Here is a 20,031-nt window from a genome sequence, read left to right on the forward strand (position 1 = left end):
GATGCATAGCCGGCGCAGAGGATGCCGCGGCGCCATCCCGTGGGTGAGCACGCGGAGCGCACGCCACTCTGTGGGTTGAGGAGCACGCCTGTGGGTTGAGGAGCACGCCGAAAGGCGCGCGTCTCGAAACCCCCGACGTCTTCCGCGCTCCGGGTTTCGAGACGCGGACGGCTGACGCCGCGCGCTCCTCAACCAGCGGGACCGGGTGGTCTCTCGACCATGTCCGAGCACTCTCCACAACCGGCCGAGAACGTCGGACCCCCCGACTACCATTGACGCGTGCTCACCGCCCTGTATCGCCGCTATCGGCCAGAGACGTTCGCCGAGATGATCGGCCAATCGCAGGTGACCGAGCCCTTGATGACAGCGTTGCGCACCAACCGCGTGAACCACGCCTATCTCTTCAGCGGCCCTCGCGGCTGCGGCAAGACGACGAGCGCGCGCATCCTCGCCCGCTGCCTCAACTGCGCGGAGGGTCCGACCGACACCCCGTGCGGAAAGTGCGAGAGCTGCGTCGAACTGGGCCGCGGCGGCCAGGGTTCGCTCGACGTCGTCGAGATCGACGCGGCGAGCCACAACGGCGTGGATGACGCGCGCGACATCCGTGAGCGCGCCATCTTCGCGCCGGCCCGCGACCGCTACAAGATCTTCATCCTCGACGAGGCGCACATGGTGACGCCGCAGGGTTTCAACGCGCTGCTCAAGATCGTCGAGGAGCCGCCGGAGCACGTGAAGTTCATCTTCGCGACCACCGAGCCCGACAAGGTGATCGGCACCATCCGTTCCCGCACGCACCACTACCCGTTCCGGCTCGTGCCGCCCGCGCAGATGCTCGACTACGTGCAGCAGCTGTGCGAGAGCGAGGGCATGCAGGTGGCGCCCGGCGTGCTTCCGCTCGTCGTGCGCGCGGGCGGCGGGTCGCCCCGTGACACTCTTTCGCTGCTCGACCAGCTGATCGCCGGCTCCGAGGGCGAGACCATCGAGTACGAGCGGGCCGTGGCCCTGCTGGGCTACACGCATGCCGCGCTCCTCGACGAGGTGGTGGATGCCATCGGCGCCGCGGATGCCGCCAGCGCGTTCGCCGCCGTCGACCGGGTCATCCAGACGGGGCAAGATCCACGGCGCTTCGTCGAAGACCTGCTCGAACGCCTGCGCGACCTCATCATCGTGGCGGCGACCTCTGCGGATGCCGCTGCCGCCGTTCTCCGCGGAACGCCGCAAGAAGAGCTGGACCGCATGTCCGTGCAGGCGCGCGCGTTCGGCGCGGCCGAGCTCTCCCGCTGCGCCGACATCGTCAACGCCGCGCTCACCGAGATGACCGGTGCCACCTCGCCACGGCTCCACCTCGAGCTGATGATCGCACGCATGCTCGTCCCCGCCTCCGACGCGACGGAGCGCGGCGCGCTGGCGCGGGTCGAGCGCCTGGAGCGACGCGTCGGCGTCGAGGGAGGCGGCGGGGCAGTGCCCACGGCACCCTCGTCGCCCGCCCCGCCCCGTGCGGTGGAACCTGCGGCGCCGGTCGCGACGCGGGCCGCCGAGCAGCCCGCGCGCGAACGCACGAACTCTGCTGCTTCGGCGCACACCGAGGGGCAGCCGTCAGCTGACCAGCCGCCCGTCGCGGAGCGCCCGCAGAACGCTGCACCGCAGACCTCAGCGTCGTCTGGCCTCGGGGCGTCGGGCTCGGCACCGGCTGCCGAAGCCGGTGCTCCCTCTTCGTCGGGGGCGGCGTCGTCGGAAGACCCGGCCGTGGCGCAGGCGGCGGCGTTCGCCGCGGCCGCCGCAGCCAAGAAGGGCGTGAACGCCGGCGCGGCATCCGGTCTCCCCGCCGGAGCGGGTTCCGCCGCGTCGTCATGGGCGACGCCGGGCGTCACCGACGACCGCCCGGCCGCGCCCGTCGGCCCCGTGACGACCCAGCAGGTGAAGGATGCCTGGCCCGAGATCCTCGAGTCCGTCGCCGAAGCGAGCCGCAGCGCGTGGGCCGTCGTCTACACGGCGAGCGTGCGCTCCCTCGACGGCGACGTGCTCGCGCTGTCGTTCCCGAGCGCGAAAGACGTGGAGAGCTTCCGCGGCGCGGCGCCCGGATCGAAGGATGCCGCCAGCGAGGTGCTGAGGCAGGCCATCGTCGATCTGCTCGGCGTGAAGGTGAAGTTCGTGGCCAAGCCCGCCGGCGCCGACGGCGGTGCCGGCGGCGCGGCACGCCCGCCGGCACCGCCGAGCGGCGGCCGAGGTGCGGGCGCTGATGCGAGATCCGAGTCGGCTCCGCCCGCGCCGGGCCCCTCGGCAGCGACCTCGGCGCCGTCACGTGAAGGCTCAGCGGCCACTCCTGCTTCCGCCTCCGCGCCCGTCTCTGCGCCGGCTCGTGCGTCGGCCGCGAGGGGTGACTCCGCATCGACCCGCAGTTCCGCGTCGGCTTCCGGGCCGGCGGTGGGCTGGGAGACGGTGGCGATTCCAGGCGCGGCGACGGCGGTCCTCGAGCGCCCGCGCGAGCATCCCGCGCCCGAAGAGACCGTCGCCGACGCGACACGTCAGACCGTTCCCGAGTCCGAGCAGGCGGCAGCCTCGACGCGTCCCGTGCAGGAGGCGACGAGCACGGTTTCGGCCGCAGGACCGGCGAGCGCCATGGCATCGGGCGAAGCGCCGACGACGGCGGCCACCGACGCCGATGGCTGGTACGTCGGACCGGACGCACCCGACGACGACGAACCCCCGTTTCCGGAAGACCAGTCGTACGCCGCAGAGCCCGAGCTCACCGCAACAAACGGAGCGGTCGCGGATGCCACAAGGTCGCCGGCGCCGGATGCCTCTGCCTCTGCCAGCGCCGCTGGCTCGACCACGGAGGGTTCCCCATCCCAGGCTTCTTCTTCTGCGAGCTCCGCAGGCGGAGACGCGAACCCGAACCGCAGGGGGTGCGGCCGAACGACGATGGCCGGCCGAAGGCATCCGTGGGCTTCGCCGCCCCTTCGCGATACGGCGAGGCCGTCGTGCGCGAGCTGCTGGGCGCGAAGTTCCTCGAGGAGCAGCAGGTCGAGCCGCGCCAGGCCGGTCAGCAGGGTTGGTCGAGATAGCGCATGTATGAAGGTGTCGTCCAAGACCTGATCGACGAGCTCGGCCGCCTGCCCGGCGTCGGTCCGAAGTCGGCGCAGCGCATCGCGTTCTACATTCTGCAGACCGAGAGCTACGACCCGACCCGGCTGGCCGAGGTGCTCACCACGGTGCGGGACAAGGTGCGGTTCTGCGAGATCTGCGGCAACGTCAGCGAGCAGCCGACCTGCTCGATCTGCCGCGACCCGCGCCGCGACCAGAGCCTGATCTGCGTGGTCGAAGAGGCGAAAGACGTCGTCGCGATCGAACGCACGCGGGAGTTCCGTGGGCTCTACCACGTGCTCGGCGGCGCGATCAGTCCCATCCAGGGCATTGGCCCCGACCAGCTGCGCATCCGCCAGCTCATGACACGGCTCTCGGATGCCACGGTGCGCGAGATCATCATCGCCACGAACCCCAACGTCGAGGGCGAGGCCACCGCCGCCTACCTCAGCAGGATGCTCCAGGCCATGGAGCTGCGCGTCACCCGCCTGGCGTCCGGGCTGCCGGTCGGCGGCGATCTGGAGTACGCGGACGAGGTGACGCTGGGGCGGGCGTTCGAGGGACGCAGGCTCGTCGGCTGACCGATCCCGTGCCGCCGCGCACACCCTCAGCGACGCCGCCGGCTCATCCTGACCGGGTGTTTCGAGTCATGTCGCATGACGCGCACTCCGCACGACGGCTACAGTCGGAATCGCGACCGCCGGGGGAGGCGTCGCAAGGGGGCAGGCCATGAGCGATCCGAACACACCCGCGTCACCCGATCCGTCGGCATCGACGCCCGGGATGCCTGCGACGCCGCCGCCCGCCGCCCCTGATCCCTCAGCGGGTTCCGCACAGCGCCCGCCCTCGCCGCAGCGTCGCGGCGTTCCCGCATGGCTCGTCTGGGTGGTGGCCGCGATCATCGCGATCGTGTTCGGCCTGGGGTCGGGATGGCTCGGCGCCCGGCTGGGCGGAGCGACGACATCCTCCTCGCGCACGACCTCGACCGGCACGGCGGCCGGATCGAAGAGCGGGTCGTGCGACGCGGTCAGCGTGGCCAACGACGTGCTGCCCACGATCGTGACGATCAACGTCTCGACGTCGAGCGAATCCGGTGTCGGCAGCGGCGAGATCGTGCGCAAAGACGGCTACATCGTGACCAACAACCACGTGATCTCCCCGGCCGCGAACGGCGGTCTGATCACCGTGACCTTCTCCAACGGCCACACCGAGAGGGCGACGCTCGTCGGCCGTGACCCTCGCTCCGACCTCGCCGTGCTCAAGGTGAGCGTGGACTCCGACCTGCCGGTGATCGGCATCGGCAACAGCGAGAACATCGCGGTCGGCCAGCCGGTCGTCGCGTTGGGCGCGCCGCTCGGGCTCTCCAGCACCGTGACGGGCGGCATCGTCAGCGCGCTCGGCCGCAACGTTCCGGTGCCCAGCGACAACGATCAGACCACGGTGCTGGCCGGCGCCATTCAGACGGATGCCGCCATCAACCCCGGCAACTCGGGTGGCGCTCTCGTGGACTGCAAGGGCGACCTGCTCGGCGTGAACACCGCCATCGCGACGGTGCCCAACGAGGAGGGCACAGGCGGAGGGGGATCGGTCGGCATCGGATTCGCCGTGCCCGTCAACTTCGCCATGCGGGTCACGAACGACCTGATCAAGAACGGCGAGGTCTCCTACGCCTACTTCGGCCTGGAGGTGACCCCCATTCCGCAGGCGGTCGCCGACCGATGGGGCATCGAAGACGGCCTGTACGTGCAGGAGGTCGATTCGGCGGGCTCCGCCGCGAAGGCCGGCCTGAAGCACGGCGACATCATCACCAAGATCGATGGCCAGACAGCCACGAACAGCGACCTTCTCACCCACGTGGCGCTGACGAAGAAGGCCGGCGACACCGTGCAGATCACCTATGTTCGGGACGGAACGGAGCACACGGTGACGGCGACGCTCGTGGGACAGCCGTAGGACGGGGCGTCCACCAGAGCTTCAGCCGTGCACGAGCATGGTGGATGCCCGCACCACGAGTCGGGGCGGCACCGGCAGGTGCGCCTCGCCATCGCCTCCGCCGAGGCGTGCCAGCAGCGTGGAGATCGCGCGCCTGCCGAGCTCGCCGAAGTCCTGCTGGATGGTGGTGAGAGGCGGCAGGTAGTGCGCGGCCTCCGGCACGTCGTCGAACCCGACCACACTGAGGTCGACGGGCACGCGAACGCCGTGTTCGGAGGCGGCATGGATGAGGCCGAGCGCCATCTGATCGTTGGAGCAGAACACGGCGGTCGCGCCCTGTCCGTGCAGCTCCTGGTAGGCGAGGTATCCGGATTCGGCGGTCCAATCGCCTGGCACGACGGCGAGCGGCGCGAGGCCCGCTGAGGTGAGCGTCTCGGTGAAGCCGCGGGCGCGGGCATCCGCCTCGACCCAGTCGGCGGGACCGGTGACAACGGCCAGCCGCGTGTGGCCAAGCGCGAGCAGGTGGCGCGTGGCGATCGAGGCACCGAGGTGGTTGTCGACCGACATGCCGATGTCGGCGGGCACCCGGTCGGACTGCAGCACCGCGATCGGCAGGGGAGAGCGGATCGAGGCGATGACATCGGCGGTGCGCGCCTGCGGCGCCAGCACGACGATGCCCTCGACCCCCTCGTCGATGAGGTGCTCGATGGCGTCGCGCAGCGAGTCCTCGTCGAGGGTTCGCGGGCTCGCCAACAGCGTCGCGTATCCACGCTCGCGTGCCGCGTCTTCGAACGCGCTGATGATGCTCGTCGGGCCGTAGTACGAGCCCTGCACGCTGGCGACCACGCCGACGGTCTGGCTTCGACTCATCGCCAGCCGTCGTGCCGCCCGGTTGGGGCGGAAGTTCAGCTCGGTCATGGCGTTGAGCACGCGCTGCCGCGTCTCCGGGCGGATGTTCGGGTGATCGTTCAGCACGCGCGACACCGTCTGATACGACACGTCGGCCACCCGCGCGACATCGCGGATGCTCGGTGGTCGGTCGGATTCGGTGCGCGCGGCCATAGCAGAGAGAGTACTCGACAACTGAATGTGACCGGTTCGCACACTTTGATAACGGTTGAATAACGCACTGTTGCGCGCATCCTTCTGCTCATTAGGCTCTGTGCGAAACGGTCACATCCATGATGTCTTGTGAACGGTTCGCCCCCGCGAAAACAACGAAGGAGTTGCAATGCACCGAAAGTCAGGACGGCGTCTGCTCGGCGTCGCCGTACTCGCCGTCGGCACCGCCATGGTCGTCGCAGGCTGCACCAGCACCGCAACGGGATCGTCAGGAGGGAGCACCTCCAGCAGCGGCGCGAACGCCAGCGGTGCCTCCCAGATCAAGGGTTCGTCGTCGTTCAACGACGCCAAGCTCGACGAGCTGACGAAGAAGATCCAAGACCAACTCGGCAGCAAGGACCTTTCCTCGGTGAAGATCGCCATGGTCACCAACGGCAACTCGTCGTACTGGAACGAGGCGAAGGCCGGCTGGAACGCCGCCATGACGTGGCTCAAGGGCAAGGGAGCGAGCGGTCAGTTCGAGGAGCCGACGCAGTCCACCGCCAGCGCTCAGGTCTCCCTGCTCGAGACCCTGACGACGCAGGGCTACAGCGGCTGGGGAGTCTCGGCCGTCACGGCCCAGTCGCTGACCACGCCCATCGACCAGGCCGTCGGCAAGGGTCTGAACGTCATCGCGTTCGACTCGCCGCTGCCAGGCACGAAGGCCGAGTTCTACATCGGCACGCCGAACACCGATGCCGGGTGCAACGCGGGCAAGGCCATGACCCAGGCCATCGGCTCCGGCGACGTGGTCGCGATCAGCGGCTCGCTCACCGCGGCCAACACCCAGCAGCGCGTCGCCGGGTTCAAGAAGTGCATGGGCAGCAAGGTCAAGGTCGTCCAGGTGCTCAACGACAACCAGGATGTCTCGACGGCGGTCTCCTCCATCCAGGCGGCCATCCAGGCCAACCCCGACATCAAGGGCGTCTACGGCGTGTACTCCTACGACGGGGGTGCGGCAGGACAGGCGGTGCGCGCCGCCAACAAGGTGGGCAAGATCACGATCGTCGCCGATGACGGCGAGGCCGACACCGTGGCCGACGTCAAGAGCGGGCTGATCGCGGCATCCATTCTGCAGCGGCCCTACTACCAGGGCTACATGCTCGCCTACGCGCTGGCCGCCGACAAGGCGCTCGGACACGACGCGACCATGTCGTTGTTCCAGCCGTACTTCGCCTCGTCGGGCACCCTGAGCACGGGCGTCGGCGTCATGACCAAGGCGAACGAGTCGGACTTCTCCGACTTCTGGTCGAAGATCGGGCTGAAGTCGCAGTGACGCTCGACTCAACGGTGGCGCAGGGGGGCACGATCTCCCTGCGCCACGTCGCAAAGACGTACGGGGAGACCACGGTGCTCTCCCTCGACGAGCTCGACTTCCACTTCGGCGAAGTCGTCGGCCTGGTCGGCGAGAACGGAGCGGGCAAGTCCACTCTGCTCGGCGTGCTCTCCGGAATGGTCGAGCCGGATGCCGGCAGCGAGGTGATCATCGGCGACGAGTCCCTGCGGTTCGGCTCGCCTTCCGCCAGCCGTTCGGCCGGAGTCGCGATGGTCTCCCAGGAGTTCCCGCTCGTGGACCAGCTGAGCGTGATGGAGAACCTCACGCTGGGCATCCGTCCGCCCGACGCTCGCAGGTTCGGGTACGACAGCAAAGCTGTGGCTCGCGAGGCCCGACGGATGCTCGATGGCATCGGCCTGACGATCTCACCCGCCGCCATGGTCTCGTCGCTGTCGGTTCCAGCGCGTCAGATGCTCGAGATCGCCAAGGCCGTCGGGCGCCCCTCGCGTCTGCTCATCCTCGACGAACCCACCTCGGCGCTCGGACCCATCGAGGCCGACAAGGTGATCGACATCGCACGCAGACACGCCGCGGACGGCGCGGCGGTGCTGTTCGTCGGCCACCGCCTCGAAGAGGTGCGCAGGGTCTCCGACCGCGTCGTCGTGATGCGCAACGGGCGCAAGGTCGATGAGATGCCGGTGGCTGAGGCCACCGATGACAGGCTGATCAAGGCCATGGTGGGCCGCGACCTGTACTCGGCCATGTCCGACCAGCACGAAGACGCCGTCGAGAAGGAGGTCGTGTTCGAGGCGTCCGAGCTGACGGCGCCGGGTGTCGGCCCGGTGTCGTTCCGGGTGCACGCCGGGGAGATCTTCGGCATCGCCGGGCTCATGGGCGCGGGGCGCAGTCGCCTCGCGCACACCATCTTCGGCGCGATCCAGGGCGACGGCGGCACGATGGCGCTCGCCGGAAAGACGTATCGGCCGGCCGGCCCGCAGAGCGCGGTACGGCTGGGCATCGCTCTCGTGCCGGAGGATCGCAAGCTGCAGTCGATCGTGCCGAACGCGCCCGTGCAGTGGAACGTGACCCTGCCGACCCTGCAGAAGGTCGGCCGGGGCGGCGTGTTCTCGCCGAAGGCGGAACGCTCGTGGGCGACGCGGCTCCTCAACCTCACCCGTGTTCGGCTCACCGCGATGGGCGAGCCGATCCGTGCTCTGTCCGGCGGCAACCAGCAGCGTGTGGTCTTCTCGCGCTGGTTCGGCGTGGATCCCAAGCTGCTCGTGCTCGACGAACCCACCAGGGGCGTCGACGTCGGGTCGAAGGCCGACATCTACCAACTCATCGAGGAGGCGAGCGATCGCGGCGTCGCGGTCGTCGTCGTCTCGTCGGAGCTCGACGAGCTCTTCAGTCTCTGTGACCGCATCGCCGTGCTGCGGCGCGGCCGTATCGACGCGGTCTTCGACCGCGACCACTTCTCCAAGGAGGAAATAATGCGCAGTGCTACCGGAGTGGAGCAGGCGGCATGAGCGCCAAGACCGACGTCGCCGCGGCATCCACGGCGGGGAGCCCGCCGCCGGCGGGAGTGGTGCCGCCAGTGCCTGCCGAGCCGCACAAGAACTGGATGCGCCGACTCACCGAGGTGCCGGAGTTCGGCGTCGTCGCCGCGTGCATCCTGGTGTTCGTGGTGGTCACCGCGGTGAAGCCGAGCTTTGCCAACGGCGACAACCTGCAGGTGATCGGGCTCGACCTGGCCGACTACGGCATTCTCGCCATCGGCGTGACGTTCACGATTCTGACCGGCGGCATCGACCTGTCACCGGGTGCGATCGTCGCGTTCGCGTCTATGGTGAGCGCCGATCTCAACGCCAACGCGCATTGGCCCGTATGGCTGTGCCTGATCGTCTCGCTGGGCATCGGACTCGTGATCGGCTATCTGCACGGCTGGTTCGTGACCAGGCTGAATGTTCCACCGTTCGCGATCACGCTGGTCACGCTCACGGCGGCGGCGGGCGGCGCGCTCGCCCTCACCCAGGGCCAGCCGATCAGCGGGGTGTCCCCGTTCTACTCGACCCTGGTGTCCAACGGCGTGCTCGGTGTGCCGGTGCCGGTGATCATCTTCGTCGTGGTCGCGCTCGCCGCCTGGTTCTTCCTCGAGCGCATGTACGCGGGCCGGCAGATCTACGCCGTGGGCGGCAACGTCGAGGCCGCGCGGCTGGCCGGAATCCCGGTGAAGCGGCGCATCCTGCTCACCTACGTGGTCAGCGGCGGATGTGCCGGCCTGGTCGCCATCCTCGTCATCGGCCGCATCGGGGTCGGCGACCCGAGCGTCGGCAACGGCTGGGAACTGGATGCCATCGCCGCGGCCGTCATCGGCGGCGTGAGCCTCTACGGCGGCGAGGGTCGCATCGTCGGCGTGGTGGCCGGCGCGCTGCTGCTCATGCTCATCAACAACGCGCTGATCGTGCTCAACGTGTCGCCGTTCTACCAGCAGGTGGCGCTGGGACTCGTGCTCGGCGTCGCGATCGTGGCCGACCGCATCCGGGCCCTTCGACGAGGAAGGCCGCGACCCAGGAGACTCCCGCGATCCGTCACGGGCGCACCGCGGGAACCGGCGCCCAGCGCTCAATCCTGACGAATGCTCAGTCGCTGATCGAGAATGACCCATGACGATGACGTCGGGTCGGCCGTGCGCTGCCGGCCCGACGTCACGCGTCGGACCTTGAGGGAGAACCGCATGCCCGCCTTCGATGACGACCCCGTCATCCATGACGTGCGCAGCCGGGTGGCGTCGCTGCACGCGCAGCTCGTGCGCTACGGACTGGTGGTGTGGACGGGAGGCAACGTCTCCGGCCGAGTCCGCAGGGGCGGCGACCCGGGTGACGACCTGTTCGTCATCAAACCGTCCGGCGTCTCCTACGACGACCTGACCGCCGATGACCTGGTGCTCTGCGACCTCGACGGCAACGTGGTGGCGGGCACGCACGGGAGCGAGCGCGCGCCGTCCAGCGACACGGCGGCGCACGCGCACGTCTACCGCAACATGCCGGAGGTCGGCGGCGTCGTGCACACGCACTCCACCTACGCGGTGGCCTGGGCGGCGCGCGGTGAGGAGATCCCGTGCGCGATCACGGCGATGGCCGACGAGTTCGGAGGGCCTATCCCGGTCGGGCCGTTCGCGATCATCGGCGACGACTCCATCGGCCGCGGCATCGTCGAGACGCTGCGCGGCCACCGCAGCCGCGCCGTGCTCATGCGCGGCCACGGTCCGTTCACGGTCGGCGTGAGCGCCGAGGATGCCGTCAAGGCGGCGGTCATGCTCGAAGACGTGGCGCGCACGGTGCAGATCGCTCGCCAGGGCGGCACGGTCGTGCCGCTGCCCCAGGAGGCGATCGACGCGCTGTACGACAGGTACCAGAACGTGTACGGCCAGCAGACCGATGCCAGAAGGAGCGCCTCGTGACCGACGCCGAGCTTCCTGAGCGAGCGCAGCGAGTCGAGGGGTTGGAACCGGCGGCGCGTGCGGCCGCCGCCATCCTGGCCGGCCGCGCGGTGCTCGGCATCGAGCTCGGGTCCACACGGATCAAGGCGTGCCTGATCGGCGACGACCCCGCCGTGCCCATCGCCTCCGGTGGCCACGACTGGGAGAACGTGTTCGTCGACCGCCTCTTCACGTACGCGCTCGAGGATGTCTGGGCCGGCATCCAGGCCGCCTACGCCGACCTCGTGGCCGACGTGCGTCGCCGCTACGACGTGCAGCCGACGACGTTCGGAGCGATCGGCGTCTCCGCGATGATGCACGGTTACCTCGCCTTCGATGACAGCGGCGACCTGCTGGTGCCGTTCCGCACCTGGCGGAACACCAGCACGGGTCGCGCGGCCGCCCAGCTGAGTGAGCTGTTCGGGGTGAACATCCCGTTGCGATGGTCGGTCGCGCACCTGCGTCAGGCGATGCTCGACGAGGAGCCCCACGTGGGCGACGTCGCCTTTCTCACCACGCTGGCCGGCTACGTGCACTGGAAGCTGACCGGCCGCAAGGTGCTCGGAGTGGGGGATGCCTCCGGCATGTTCCCGATCGACCCCACGACGCGCGACTACGACGACGAGCTGTTGGCTCGCTTCGATGCGTCCGCCTCGAATCCATCGGTGCCTCCTCTGCGGTCCCTTCTTCCCGGGGTGTTGACGGCCGGCGCCGCGGCCGGCGAGCTCACCGCTGAAGGCGCCACGCTGCTCGACCCGAGCGGAACGCTGCTACCCGGCGTGCCGCTGTGCCCGCCGGAAGGCGATGCCGGCACCGGCATGGTGGCGAACAATGCGGTCTCACCGCGCACCGGCAACGTCAGCGCGGGCACGAGCATCTTCGCGATGGTGGTGCTGGAACGCGCGCTCGAGCATCCTCACCGCGAGCTCGACGTCGTGACGACGCCCGCCGGCGACCCGGTCGCCATGGTGCACTGCAACAACGGCGCCAGCGAGCTGGCGGAGTGGGCCGGCCTGTTCGGTCGATTCGCCGCGGCGGCAGGCACGCCGCTCGACCCCGACCGCGTGTTCGAGGTGTTGTTGCGCGAGGCGCTCAGCGGCGACCCCGATGCCGGAGGCCTGCTCGCGTACAACTACCTCGCCGGCGAGCCGATCACCGCCACCGACGAGGGGCGTCCGCTCGTCGTGCGCACGCCCGACAGCCGACTCTCGCTCGGCAACCTCATGCGCGCGCAGCTCTACGGCGTGTTCGGCACGCTCAGCCTCGGCATGCGCGCGCTCGTCGACGAGAAGGTCGAACTCGAGAGGATGCACGCCCACGGCGGTGTCTTCCGCACGGCGGGCGTCGCGCAGCGATTCCTCGCCGCGGCGCTGGATGCCCCCATCGCGGTCGCCGACACCGCGGCGGAGGGTGGGGCGTGGGGCATCGCCGCGCTCGCGGCCTACGCGCGCCGGGTGGCGGCATCCGAGTCCGACTCCGCGCAGCTTTCGCTGGCGCGTTTTCTCGACGAGACCGTGTTCCGGGACGCCTCCGTGCAGGTCGTCGCCCCTGACCCCGTCGACGTGGTCGGCTTCGCCGCCTACCTCGATCGCTACCGAGACGGCCTGGCCGTCGAGCGCGCGGCGATCGATGCCCTCTGACCCCATCCGCATGCACCTCCCGCACCTTTCTCTTAAGGACCACCGATGACCCGCACCCCGCTGACCACCTCCCCCGTCGCTCTCCCGTTCGATGCTCCGCATCGCACGGGTCCCTCACGCTCCGTGGGCCCATTCGACGGCTATGAGGTCTGGTTCCTCACCGGAAGCCAGCACCTCTACGGGCCGGAGACGCTCGCGCAGGTCGACGACCAGTCCCGTGCGATCGCCGACCGGCTCGGGATCGATGTACCGGTGAAGGTGGTGTGGAAGCCGGTGCTCACCGGGTCGGAGGAGATCCGTCGGGTCATGCTCGAGGCGAACTCGAGCGATGCCGTGATCGGTGTGATCGCGTGGATGCATACGTTCAGCCCGGCGAAGATGTGGATCACGGGTCTGGATGTGCTGCAGAAGCCGCTGTTGCATCTGCATACGCAGGCGAACGTGGAGTTGCCGTGGGCGGAGATCGACTTCGACTTCATGAACCTGAACCAGGCCGCACACGGCGACCGTGAGTTCGGCTACATCCAGACCCGTCTCGGCGTGCCTCGCACCACGGTGGTGGGCCATGTCAGCGACCCGGCGGTGAGCGGGCGTATCGCGACGTGGATGCGCGCGGCGGCCGGGTTGGCGGCATCCCGATCGCTCAAGCTCGCCAGGTTCGGCGACAACATGCGCTTCGTCGCGGTCACGGAGGGCGACAAGACCGAGGCCGAGCACGTGTTCGGCGTGCAGGTGAACACGTGGGCCGTGAACGAGCTCGCGGATGCCGTCGCCGGGGCTTCTGAGACCGACGTCGACGCGCTCGTGGCCGAGTACGAGGACCTGTACGACGTGGTGCCCGAGCTGCGGCGCGGGGGAGATCGGCATCAGTCGCTTCGGGACGGGGCAGCGATCGAGCTGGGGTTGCGCTCGTTCCTCGAGGAGGGCGGCTTCGGGGCGTTCACCACGAACTTCGAAGATCTCGGCGCCCTGAAGCAGTTGCCGGGCCTGGCGGTGCAGCGGTTGATGGCCGAGGGCTACGGGTTCGGTGCGGAGGGCGACTGGAAGACGGCGGTGCTGGTGCGCATCGCGAACGTGATGGGTGCGGGGCTGCCGGGCGGGGCATCCCTCATGGAGGACTACACGTACGACCTCACGCCCGGGCAGGAGCGCATCCTCGGTGCGCACATGCTCGAGGTGAGCCCGTCGCTGACCACGGCGAAGCCCACGCTCGAGATCCACCCATTGGGCATCGGCGGCAAGGATGACCCGGTGCGTCTCGTCTTCAACGCGGACGCCGGCCCCGCCGTCGTCGTGGCGCTGTCGGACCTGCGCGACAGGTTCCGGTTGACCGCGAACGTGGTCGAGGTCGTGGCGCCGTCGCAGCCGCTGCCCAAGCTGCCTGTCGGCCGTGCGGTGTGGATGCCGCAGCCCGACTTCCGCACGTCGGCGTGGGCCTGGCTGCAGGCCGGCGCCGCTCACCACACGGTGATGACGAACGCGGTCGGCATCCAGGCGTGGGAGGACTTCGCCAGGATGTCCGGTACCGAGCTCGTCATCATCGACGAGCACACCCGCCCGCGGGAGTTCGAACAGCAACTGCAGTGGAGCGCCGCCTACTACCGCCTTGCCAGAGGCATCTGAGCCACCCTGCCCCGCCGCACCCCGCCCGCCTGCCCGCACCACCTCGCCCGCCTGCCCGCCTTCCACCTCCCGAAAACAGGCAGGAGCGCGCTCTCCTCGCGGGAACAGGCACAATGCGCCTGTTCCCGCGAGATTTGCCTGCGGAGCCAGTCCGCAGGGAGTGCGACCAGGGCTCGCGATCGCGAACGATGACGGCCCCGCGAGCGCGACACGCCCGGGGTGCGGGCGCGATTTGCCCGCACCCCGCGGAGTCCGTAAAGTACTTACTTGTCACCCCAAAGGTGCGGAAAGCTTGAAAAGCTTCCGGCCTCAAGCGGGACCGATCCTCGGCCGAAGAGCTACTCCTTCACGGGAGAGAACCACTGGCCTGAGGCGAAGACCTTCCATTGCTCCAGACCTCGAGCCTTGCGCTCGAATCGTGGACGATGGTCGTACGGGAAGTCACCCCGACAAGTAGGCCGCGAGGCCGATGGTCAGGAGTGTCCGATCCTTGAGAACTCAACAGCGTGCACTATGTCATATGCCAATTAACCTCGGCATCAACGTTTTTGTTGGTGTTTGAGATTCCTTTGGATTAGATATTTTCGGATTGTCAGTTTGAGATTCGATTCTAGTCAGATCAGCTCGTCCAAGTTTTTTTTGCTTGGTGGGTGATATTTCCATGGTTCTGGTTTTTCCGGGGCTGTGGGTTTGTTCATTTATGGAGAGTTTGATCCTGGCTCAGGACGAACGCTGGCGGCGTGCTTTAACACATGCAAGTCGAACGGTGAACCTTGGAGCTTGCTCTGGGGGGATCAGTGGCGAACGGGTGAGTAACACGTGAGTAATCTGCCCCGGACTCTGGGATAAGCGCTGGAAACGGCGTCTAATACTGGATATGACCCATACAGGCATCTGTTGTGGGTGGAAAGATTTTTTGGTTTGGGATGAGCTCGCGGCCTATCAGCTTGTTGGTGAGGTAATGGCTTACCAAGGCGACGACGGGTAGCCGGCCTGAGAGGGTGACCGGCCACACTGGGACTGAGACACGGCCCAGACTCCTACGGGAGGCAGCAGTGGGGAATATTGCACAATGGGCGCAAGCCTGATGCAGCAACGCCGCGTGAGGGATGACGGCCTTCGGGTTGTAAACCTCTTTTGGTAGGGAAGAAGCTTTTCGGAGTGACGGTACCTGCAGAAAAAGCACCGGCTAACTACGTGCCAGCAGCCGCGGTAATACGTAGGGTGCGAGCGTTGTCCGGAATTATTGGGCGTAAAGAGCTCGTAGGCGGTCTGTCGCGTCTGCTGTGAAATCCCGAGGCTCAACTTCGGGCTTGCAGTGGGTACGGGCAGGCTAGAGTGCGGTAGGGGAGAATGGAACTCCTGGTGTAGCGGTGGAATGCGCAGATATCAGGAAGAACACCGATGGCGAAGGCAGTTCTCTGGGCCGTAACTGACGCTGAGGAGCGAAAGCGTGGGGAGCGAACAGGATTAGATACCCTGGTAGTCCACGCCGTAAACGTTGGGCGCTAGATGTGGGGACCATTCCACGGTTTCCGTGTCGCAGCTAACGCATTAAGCGCCCCGCCTGGGGAGTACGGCCGCAAGGCTAAAACTCAAAGGAATTGACGGGGGCCCGCACAAGCGGCGGAGCATGCGGATTAATTCGATGCAACGCGAAGAACCTTACCAAGGCTTGACATATACGAGAACGCTGCAGAAATGTGGAACTCTTTGGACACTCGTATACAGGTGGTGCATGGTTGTCGTCAGCTCGTGTCGTGAGATGTTGGGTTAAGTCCCGCAACGAGCGCAACCCTCGTTCTATGTTGCCAGCACGTGATGGTGGGAACTCATAGGAGACTGCCGGGGTCAACTCGGAGGAAGGTGGGGATGACGTCAAATCATCATGCCCCTTATGTCTTGGGCTTCACGCATGCTACAATGGCCGGTACAAAGGGCTGCGATACCGTAAGGTGGAGCGAATCCCAAAAAGCCGGTCTCAGTTCGGATTGAGGTCTGCAACTCGACCTCATGAAGTCGGAGTCGCTAGTAATCGCAGATCAGCAACGCTGCGGTGAATACGTTCCCGGGCCTTGTACACACCGCCCGTCAAGTCATGAAAGTCGGTAACACCCGAAGCCGGTGGCCCAACCTTTTTGGAGGGAGCCGTCGAAGGTGGGATCGGTGATTAGGACTAAGTCGTAACAAGGTAGCCGTACCGGAAGGTGCGGCTGGATCACCTCCTTTCTAAGGAGCACTGGCACCTTTTGGTGTCCAGGCGCCAGATCCGAGACGAATGTTCTCGGCTGGTTGCTCATGGGTGGAACATTGACATGGGTCGTGGGCGGATGCTCACGGATCTCAGTACGGTCTCTTCGGAGGCAAGGAACGGGTCCGGGGTGGAAGTTTGCGACATGCACGCTGTTGGGTCCTGAGGGACCGGGCCGGCCTTTCGGGGTCGTACCTGAACCTCTGGGCCCCTTTTCTTGTCTGACCGTGGTGTTGGGCTGGTGGGGGGTTCCGACCGTATTTTGAGAACTACACAGTGGACGCGAGCATCTTAGATTGATCCCTTTATAGGGGTCGATCACAAAGATCTTGTTCAATACTTTTTGTATTGACTTACAGATCATTGGTCTATCTCCACCGGCTTTGCTGGTGGCGATCGATTCTGACTCATGTGATTTCAAGTTTCTAAGAGCGAACGGTGGATGCCTTGGCATCTGGAGCCGAAGAAGGACGTAGCAATCTGCGATAAGCCTCGGGGAGTTGATAAGCGAACTTTGATCCGAGGGTCTCCGAATGGGGAAACCCCGCCAGGCCCTTTGGGTGACCTGGTGACTCCCGCCTGAATATATAGGGCGGGTAGAGGGAACGTGGGGAAGTGAAACATCTCAGTACCCACAGGAAGAGAAAACAACAGTGATTCCGTTAGTAGTGGCGAGCGAACGCGGATGAGGCTAAACCGATCATGTGTGATAGCCGGCGGGCGTTGCATGGTCGGGGTTGTGGGACTCTCACGAACTTCCGCTGGAGTTCACGTCGATGCGCATGGTGTAGGTGAACGGCTTTGAAAGGTCGACCGTAGAGGGTGCCAGTCCCGTAACCGAAATGCTGTGCCAGGGCGGAGAGGATCCCAAGTAGCACGGGGCCCGAGAAATCCCGTGTGAATCTGTCAGGACCACCTGATAAGCCTAAATACTCCCAGATGACCGATAGCGGACAAGTACCGTGAGGGAAAGGTGAAAAGTACCCCGGGAGGGGAGTGAAATAGTACCTGAAACCGTTTGCTTACAAACCGTTGGAGCCTCCTTGTTGGGGTGACAGCGTGCCTTTTGAAGAATGAGCCTGCGAGTTAGCGATATGTGGCGAGGTTAACCCGTGTGGGGTAGCCGTAGCGAAAGCGAGTCTGAATAGGGCGATTTCAGTCGCATGTCCTAGACCCGAAGCGAAGTGATCTACCCATGGCCAGGTTGAAGCGACGGTAAGACGTCGTGGAGGACCGAACCCACTTCAGTTGAAAATGGAGGGGATGAGCTGTGGGTAGGGGTGAAAGGCCAATCAAACTTCGTGATAGCTGGTTCTCTCCGAAATGCATTTAGGTGCAGCGTTGCGTGTTTCTTGCCGGAGGTAGAGCTACTGGATGGCCGATGGGCCCTACAAGGTTACTGACGTCAGCCAAACTCCGAATGCCGGTAAGTGAGAGCGCAGCAGTGAGACGGTGGGGGATAAGCTTCATCGTCGAGAGGGAAACAACCCAGACCACCAACTAAGGTCCCTAAGCGCGTGCTAAGTGGGAAAGGATGTGGAGTTGCACAGACAACCAGGAGGTTGGCTTAGAAGCAGCCACCCTTGAAAGAGTGCGTAATAGCTCACTGGTCAAGTGATTCCGCGCCGACAATGTAACGGGGCTCAAGCACGCCACCGAAGTTGTGGCATTGACATTAGTGGTAGGCCTTCGTGGTCCAGCCGTGTTGATGGGTAGGAGAGCGTCGTGTGGGCAGTGAAGCGGCGGTGTGAACCAGCCGTGGAGCCTACACGAGTGAGAATGCAGGCATGAGTAGCGAAAGACGGGTGAGAAACCCGTCCTCCGAAAGACCAAGGGTTCCAGGGCCAGGCTAATCCGCCCTGGGTAAGTCGGGACCTAAGGCGAGGCCGACAGGCGTAGTCGATGGACAACGGGTTGATATTCCCGTACCGGCGAAGAACCGCCCCAGTCAATCCAGTAATGCTAAGAGTCCGAAACCCTTTCCGGATCCCTTCGGGGTGATGGTCGGGGAGGTAGCACTCGACCCTATGCTGGTGCGGCTAGCGTATTAACAGGTGTGACGCAGGAAGGTAGCCGATGCCGGGCGATGGTTGTCCCGGTGCAAGTGCGTAGGCCGAACGATAGGCAAATCCGTCGTTCATCAAGGCTGAGACACGATGCGGACCCGTTTGGGGAAGTTGGTGATCCTATGCTGCCGAGAAAAGCATCGACGCGAGGTTCCAGCCGCCCGTACCCTAAACCGACTCAGGTGGTCAGGTAGAGAATACCAAGGAGATCGAGAGAATCGTGGTTAAGGAACTCGGCAAAATGCCCCCGTAACTTCGGGAGAAGGGGGGCCTGAGGCGTATTAGGACTTGCTCCGAAAGCGTTTGAAGGCCGCAGAGACCAGTGGGAAGCGACTGTTTACTAAAAACACAGGTCCGTGCCAAGTCGCAAGACGATGTATACGGACTGACGCCTGCCCGGTGCTGGAAGGTTAAGAGGAAGGGTTAGCCGCAAGGCGAAGCTCAGAATTTAAGCCCCAGTAAACGGCGGTGGTAACTATAACCATCCTAAGGTAGCGAAATTCCTTGTCGGGTAAGTTCCGACCTGCACGAATGGCGTAACGACTTCCCAGCTGTCTCAACCGCGAACTCGGCGAAATTGCAGTACGAGTAAAGATGCTCGTTACGCGCAGCAGGACGGAAAGACCCCGTGACCTTTACTACAGCTTGGTATTGGTGTTCGGTGTGGCTTGTGTAGGATAGGTGGGAGACTATGAAGCGGGCACGCTAGTGTTCGTGGAGTCATTGTTGAAATACCACTCTGGTCACTCTGGATGTCTAACTTAGAACCGTAATCCGGTTCAGGGACAGTGCCTGGTGGGTAGTTTAACTGGGGCGGTTGCCTCCTAAAGAGTAACGGAGGCGCCCAAAGGTTCCCTCAACCTGGTTGGCAATCAGGTGGCGAGTGTAAGTGCACAAGGGAGCTTGACTGTGAGACTGACAGGTCGAGCAGGGACGAAAGTCGGGACTAGTGATCCGGCAGTGGCTTGTGGAAGCGCTGTCGCTCAACGGATAAAAGGTACCTCGGGGATAACAGGCTGATCTTGCCCAAGAGTCCATATCGACGGCATGGTTTGGCACCTCGATGTCGGCTCGTCGCATCCTGGGGCTGGAGTAGGTCCCAAGGGTTGGGCTGTTCGCCCATTAAAGCGGTACGCGAGCTGGGTTTAGAACGTCGTGAGACAGTTCGGTCCCTATCCGCTGCGCGCGTAGGAAGTTTGAGAGGATCTGACCCTAGTACGAGAGGACCGGGTTGGACGAACCTCTGGTGTGCCAGTTGTTCCGCCAGGAGCACCGCTGGTTAGCTACGTTCGGGATGGATAACCGCTGAAAGCATCTAAGCGGGAAGCCGGCCTCAAGATGAGACTTCCATACCTTCGGGTGAGAGGCTCCCAGCCAGACGACTGGGTTGATAGGCCGGATGTGGAAGCAGGGACGAAAGACCTGTGCAGCTGACCGGTACTAATAAGCCAACAACTTGACAACACAATCTTTTCCGTCACGAATCGTGACAGAACTCGCGTCCACTATGTGGTTCCCGATCTACGGTCGGAAACCAACCCCCAACCACCAACACGGTGACCGCACGGGGGTTGCACACC

At 65.5% G+C, this 20,031-nt stretch carries 10 protein-coding genes and 2 rRNA genes; 11 read left to right on the top strand and 1 reads right to left on the bottom strand.

Going from position 1 to position 20,031, the window contains the following annotated elements; genetic code table 11:
* Positions 1–279 precede the first annotated feature (279 nt).
* The 3 genes from FPZ11_RS17280 (at position 280) to FPZ11_RS17290 (ending at position 5,037) form a co-directional block, all read left to right on the top strand.
* On the top strand, positions 280–3,096 hold the full coding sequence (locus tag FPZ11_RS17280) for a DNA polymerase III subunit gamma and tau (RefSeq protein ID WP_210415907.1): 2,817 nt from the start codon (positions 280–282) through the stop codon (positions 3,094–3,096).
* A complete protein-coding gene (gene recR / locus FPZ11_RS17285; RefSeq protein ID WP_146322282.1) occupies positions 3,069–3,665 on the top strand; it encodes a recombination mediator RecR in 597 nt (198 codons plus the stop codon). Before FPZ11_RS17280 ends, recR begins: the two co-directional genes overlap by 28 nt.
* A 148-nt stretch (positions 3,666–3,813) precedes the next feature.
* Positions 3,814–5,037, top strand: coding sequence for a S1C family serine protease (locus FPZ11_RS17290; RefSeq protein WP_246846353.1), 1,224 nt, complete (start codon positions 3,814–3,816; stop codon positions 5,035–5,037).
* 21 nt (positions 5,038–5,058) lie between these two features.
* Here FPZ11_RS17290 and FPZ11_RS17295 read toward each other — a convergent pair whose 3' ends face one another.
* On the bottom strand, positions 5,059–6,078 hold the full coding sequence (locus FPZ11_RS17295; RefSeq protein ID WP_146322283.1) for a LacI family DNA-binding transcriptional regulator: 1,020 nt from the start codon (positions 6,076–6,078) through the stop codon (positions 5,059–5,061).
* Between the two features lie 169 nt (positions 6,079–6,247).
* Here FPZ11_RS17295 and FPZ11_RS17300 point away from each other — a divergent pair, with 169 nt between their 5' ends.
* The 8 genes from FPZ11_RS17300 to FPZ11_RS17335 all read left to right on the top strand — a co-directional run bounded on the left by FPZ11_RS17300 (position 6,248) and on the right by FPZ11_RS17335 (position 19,915).
* Positions 6,248–7,393, top strand: coding sequence for a substrate-binding domain-containing protein (locus FPZ11_RS17300; protein WP_146322284.1), 1,146 nt, complete (start codon positions 6,248–6,250; stop codon positions 7,391–7,393).
* Positions 7,390–8,919 carry a sugar ABC transporter ATP-binding protein gene (locus FPZ11_RS17305; RefSeq protein ID WP_146322285.1) on the top strand — a complete coding sequence of 510 codons (1,530 nt, stop codon included), beginning with the start codon at positions 7,390–7,392 and terminating at the stop codon, positions 8,917–8,919. The genes FPZ11_RS17300 and FPZ11_RS17305 overlap by 4 nt, the downstream gene beginning before the upstream one ends.
* Positions 8,916–10,025 carry an ABC transporter permease gene (locus tag FPZ11_RS17310; RefSeq protein WP_146322286.1) on the top strand — a complete coding sequence of 370 codons (1,110 nt, stop codon included), beginning with the start codon at positions 8,916–8,918 and terminating at the stop codon, positions 10,023–10,025. Before FPZ11_RS17305 ends, FPZ11_RS17310 begins: the two co-directional genes overlap by 4 nt.
* A gap of 102 nt (positions 10,026–10,127) precedes the next feature.
* On the top strand, positions 10,128–10,853 hold the full coding sequence (locus tag FPZ11_RS17315; RefSeq protein WP_146322287.1) for an L-ribulose-5-phosphate 4-epimerase: 726 nt from the start codon (positions 10,128–10,130) through the stop codon (positions 10,851–10,853).
* The gene (locus FPZ11_RS17320) at positions 10,850–12,511 is read left to right on the top strand and encodes a xylulokinase (RefSeq protein ID WP_437438605.1); all 1,662 of its coding nucleotides are present in this window, start codon (positions 10,850–10,852) and stop codon (positions 12,509–12,511) included. Before FPZ11_RS17315 ends, FPZ11_RS17320 begins: the two co-directional genes overlap by 4 nt.
* Before the next feature lie 45 nt (positions 12,512–12,556).
* Positions 12,557–14,134, top strand: coding sequence for an L-arabinose isomerase (gene araA, locus FPZ11_RS17325; RefSeq protein ID WP_146322288.1), 1,578 nt, complete (start codon positions 12,557–12,559; stop codon positions 14,132–14,134).
* A gap of 697 nt (positions 14,135–14,831) precedes the next feature.
* Positions 14,832–16,363 (top strand): 16S ribosomal RNA (locus tag FPZ11_RS17330).
* A 437-nt stretch (positions 16,364–16,800) separates the two neighbouring features.
* Positions 16,801–19,915, top strand: a 23S ribosomal RNA gene (locus FPZ11_RS17335).
* Together the 16S and 23S rRNA genes form the textbook arrangement of a ribosomal RNA operon.
* Positions 19,916–20,031: the final 116 nt, after the last annotated feature.

It is taken from the genome of Humibacter ginsenosidimutans (genome assembly GCF_007859675.1).
Taxonomy (GTDB): domain Bacteria; phylum Actinomycetota; class Actinomycetes; order Actinomycetales; family Microbacteriaceae; genus Humibacter; species Humibacter ginsenosidimutans.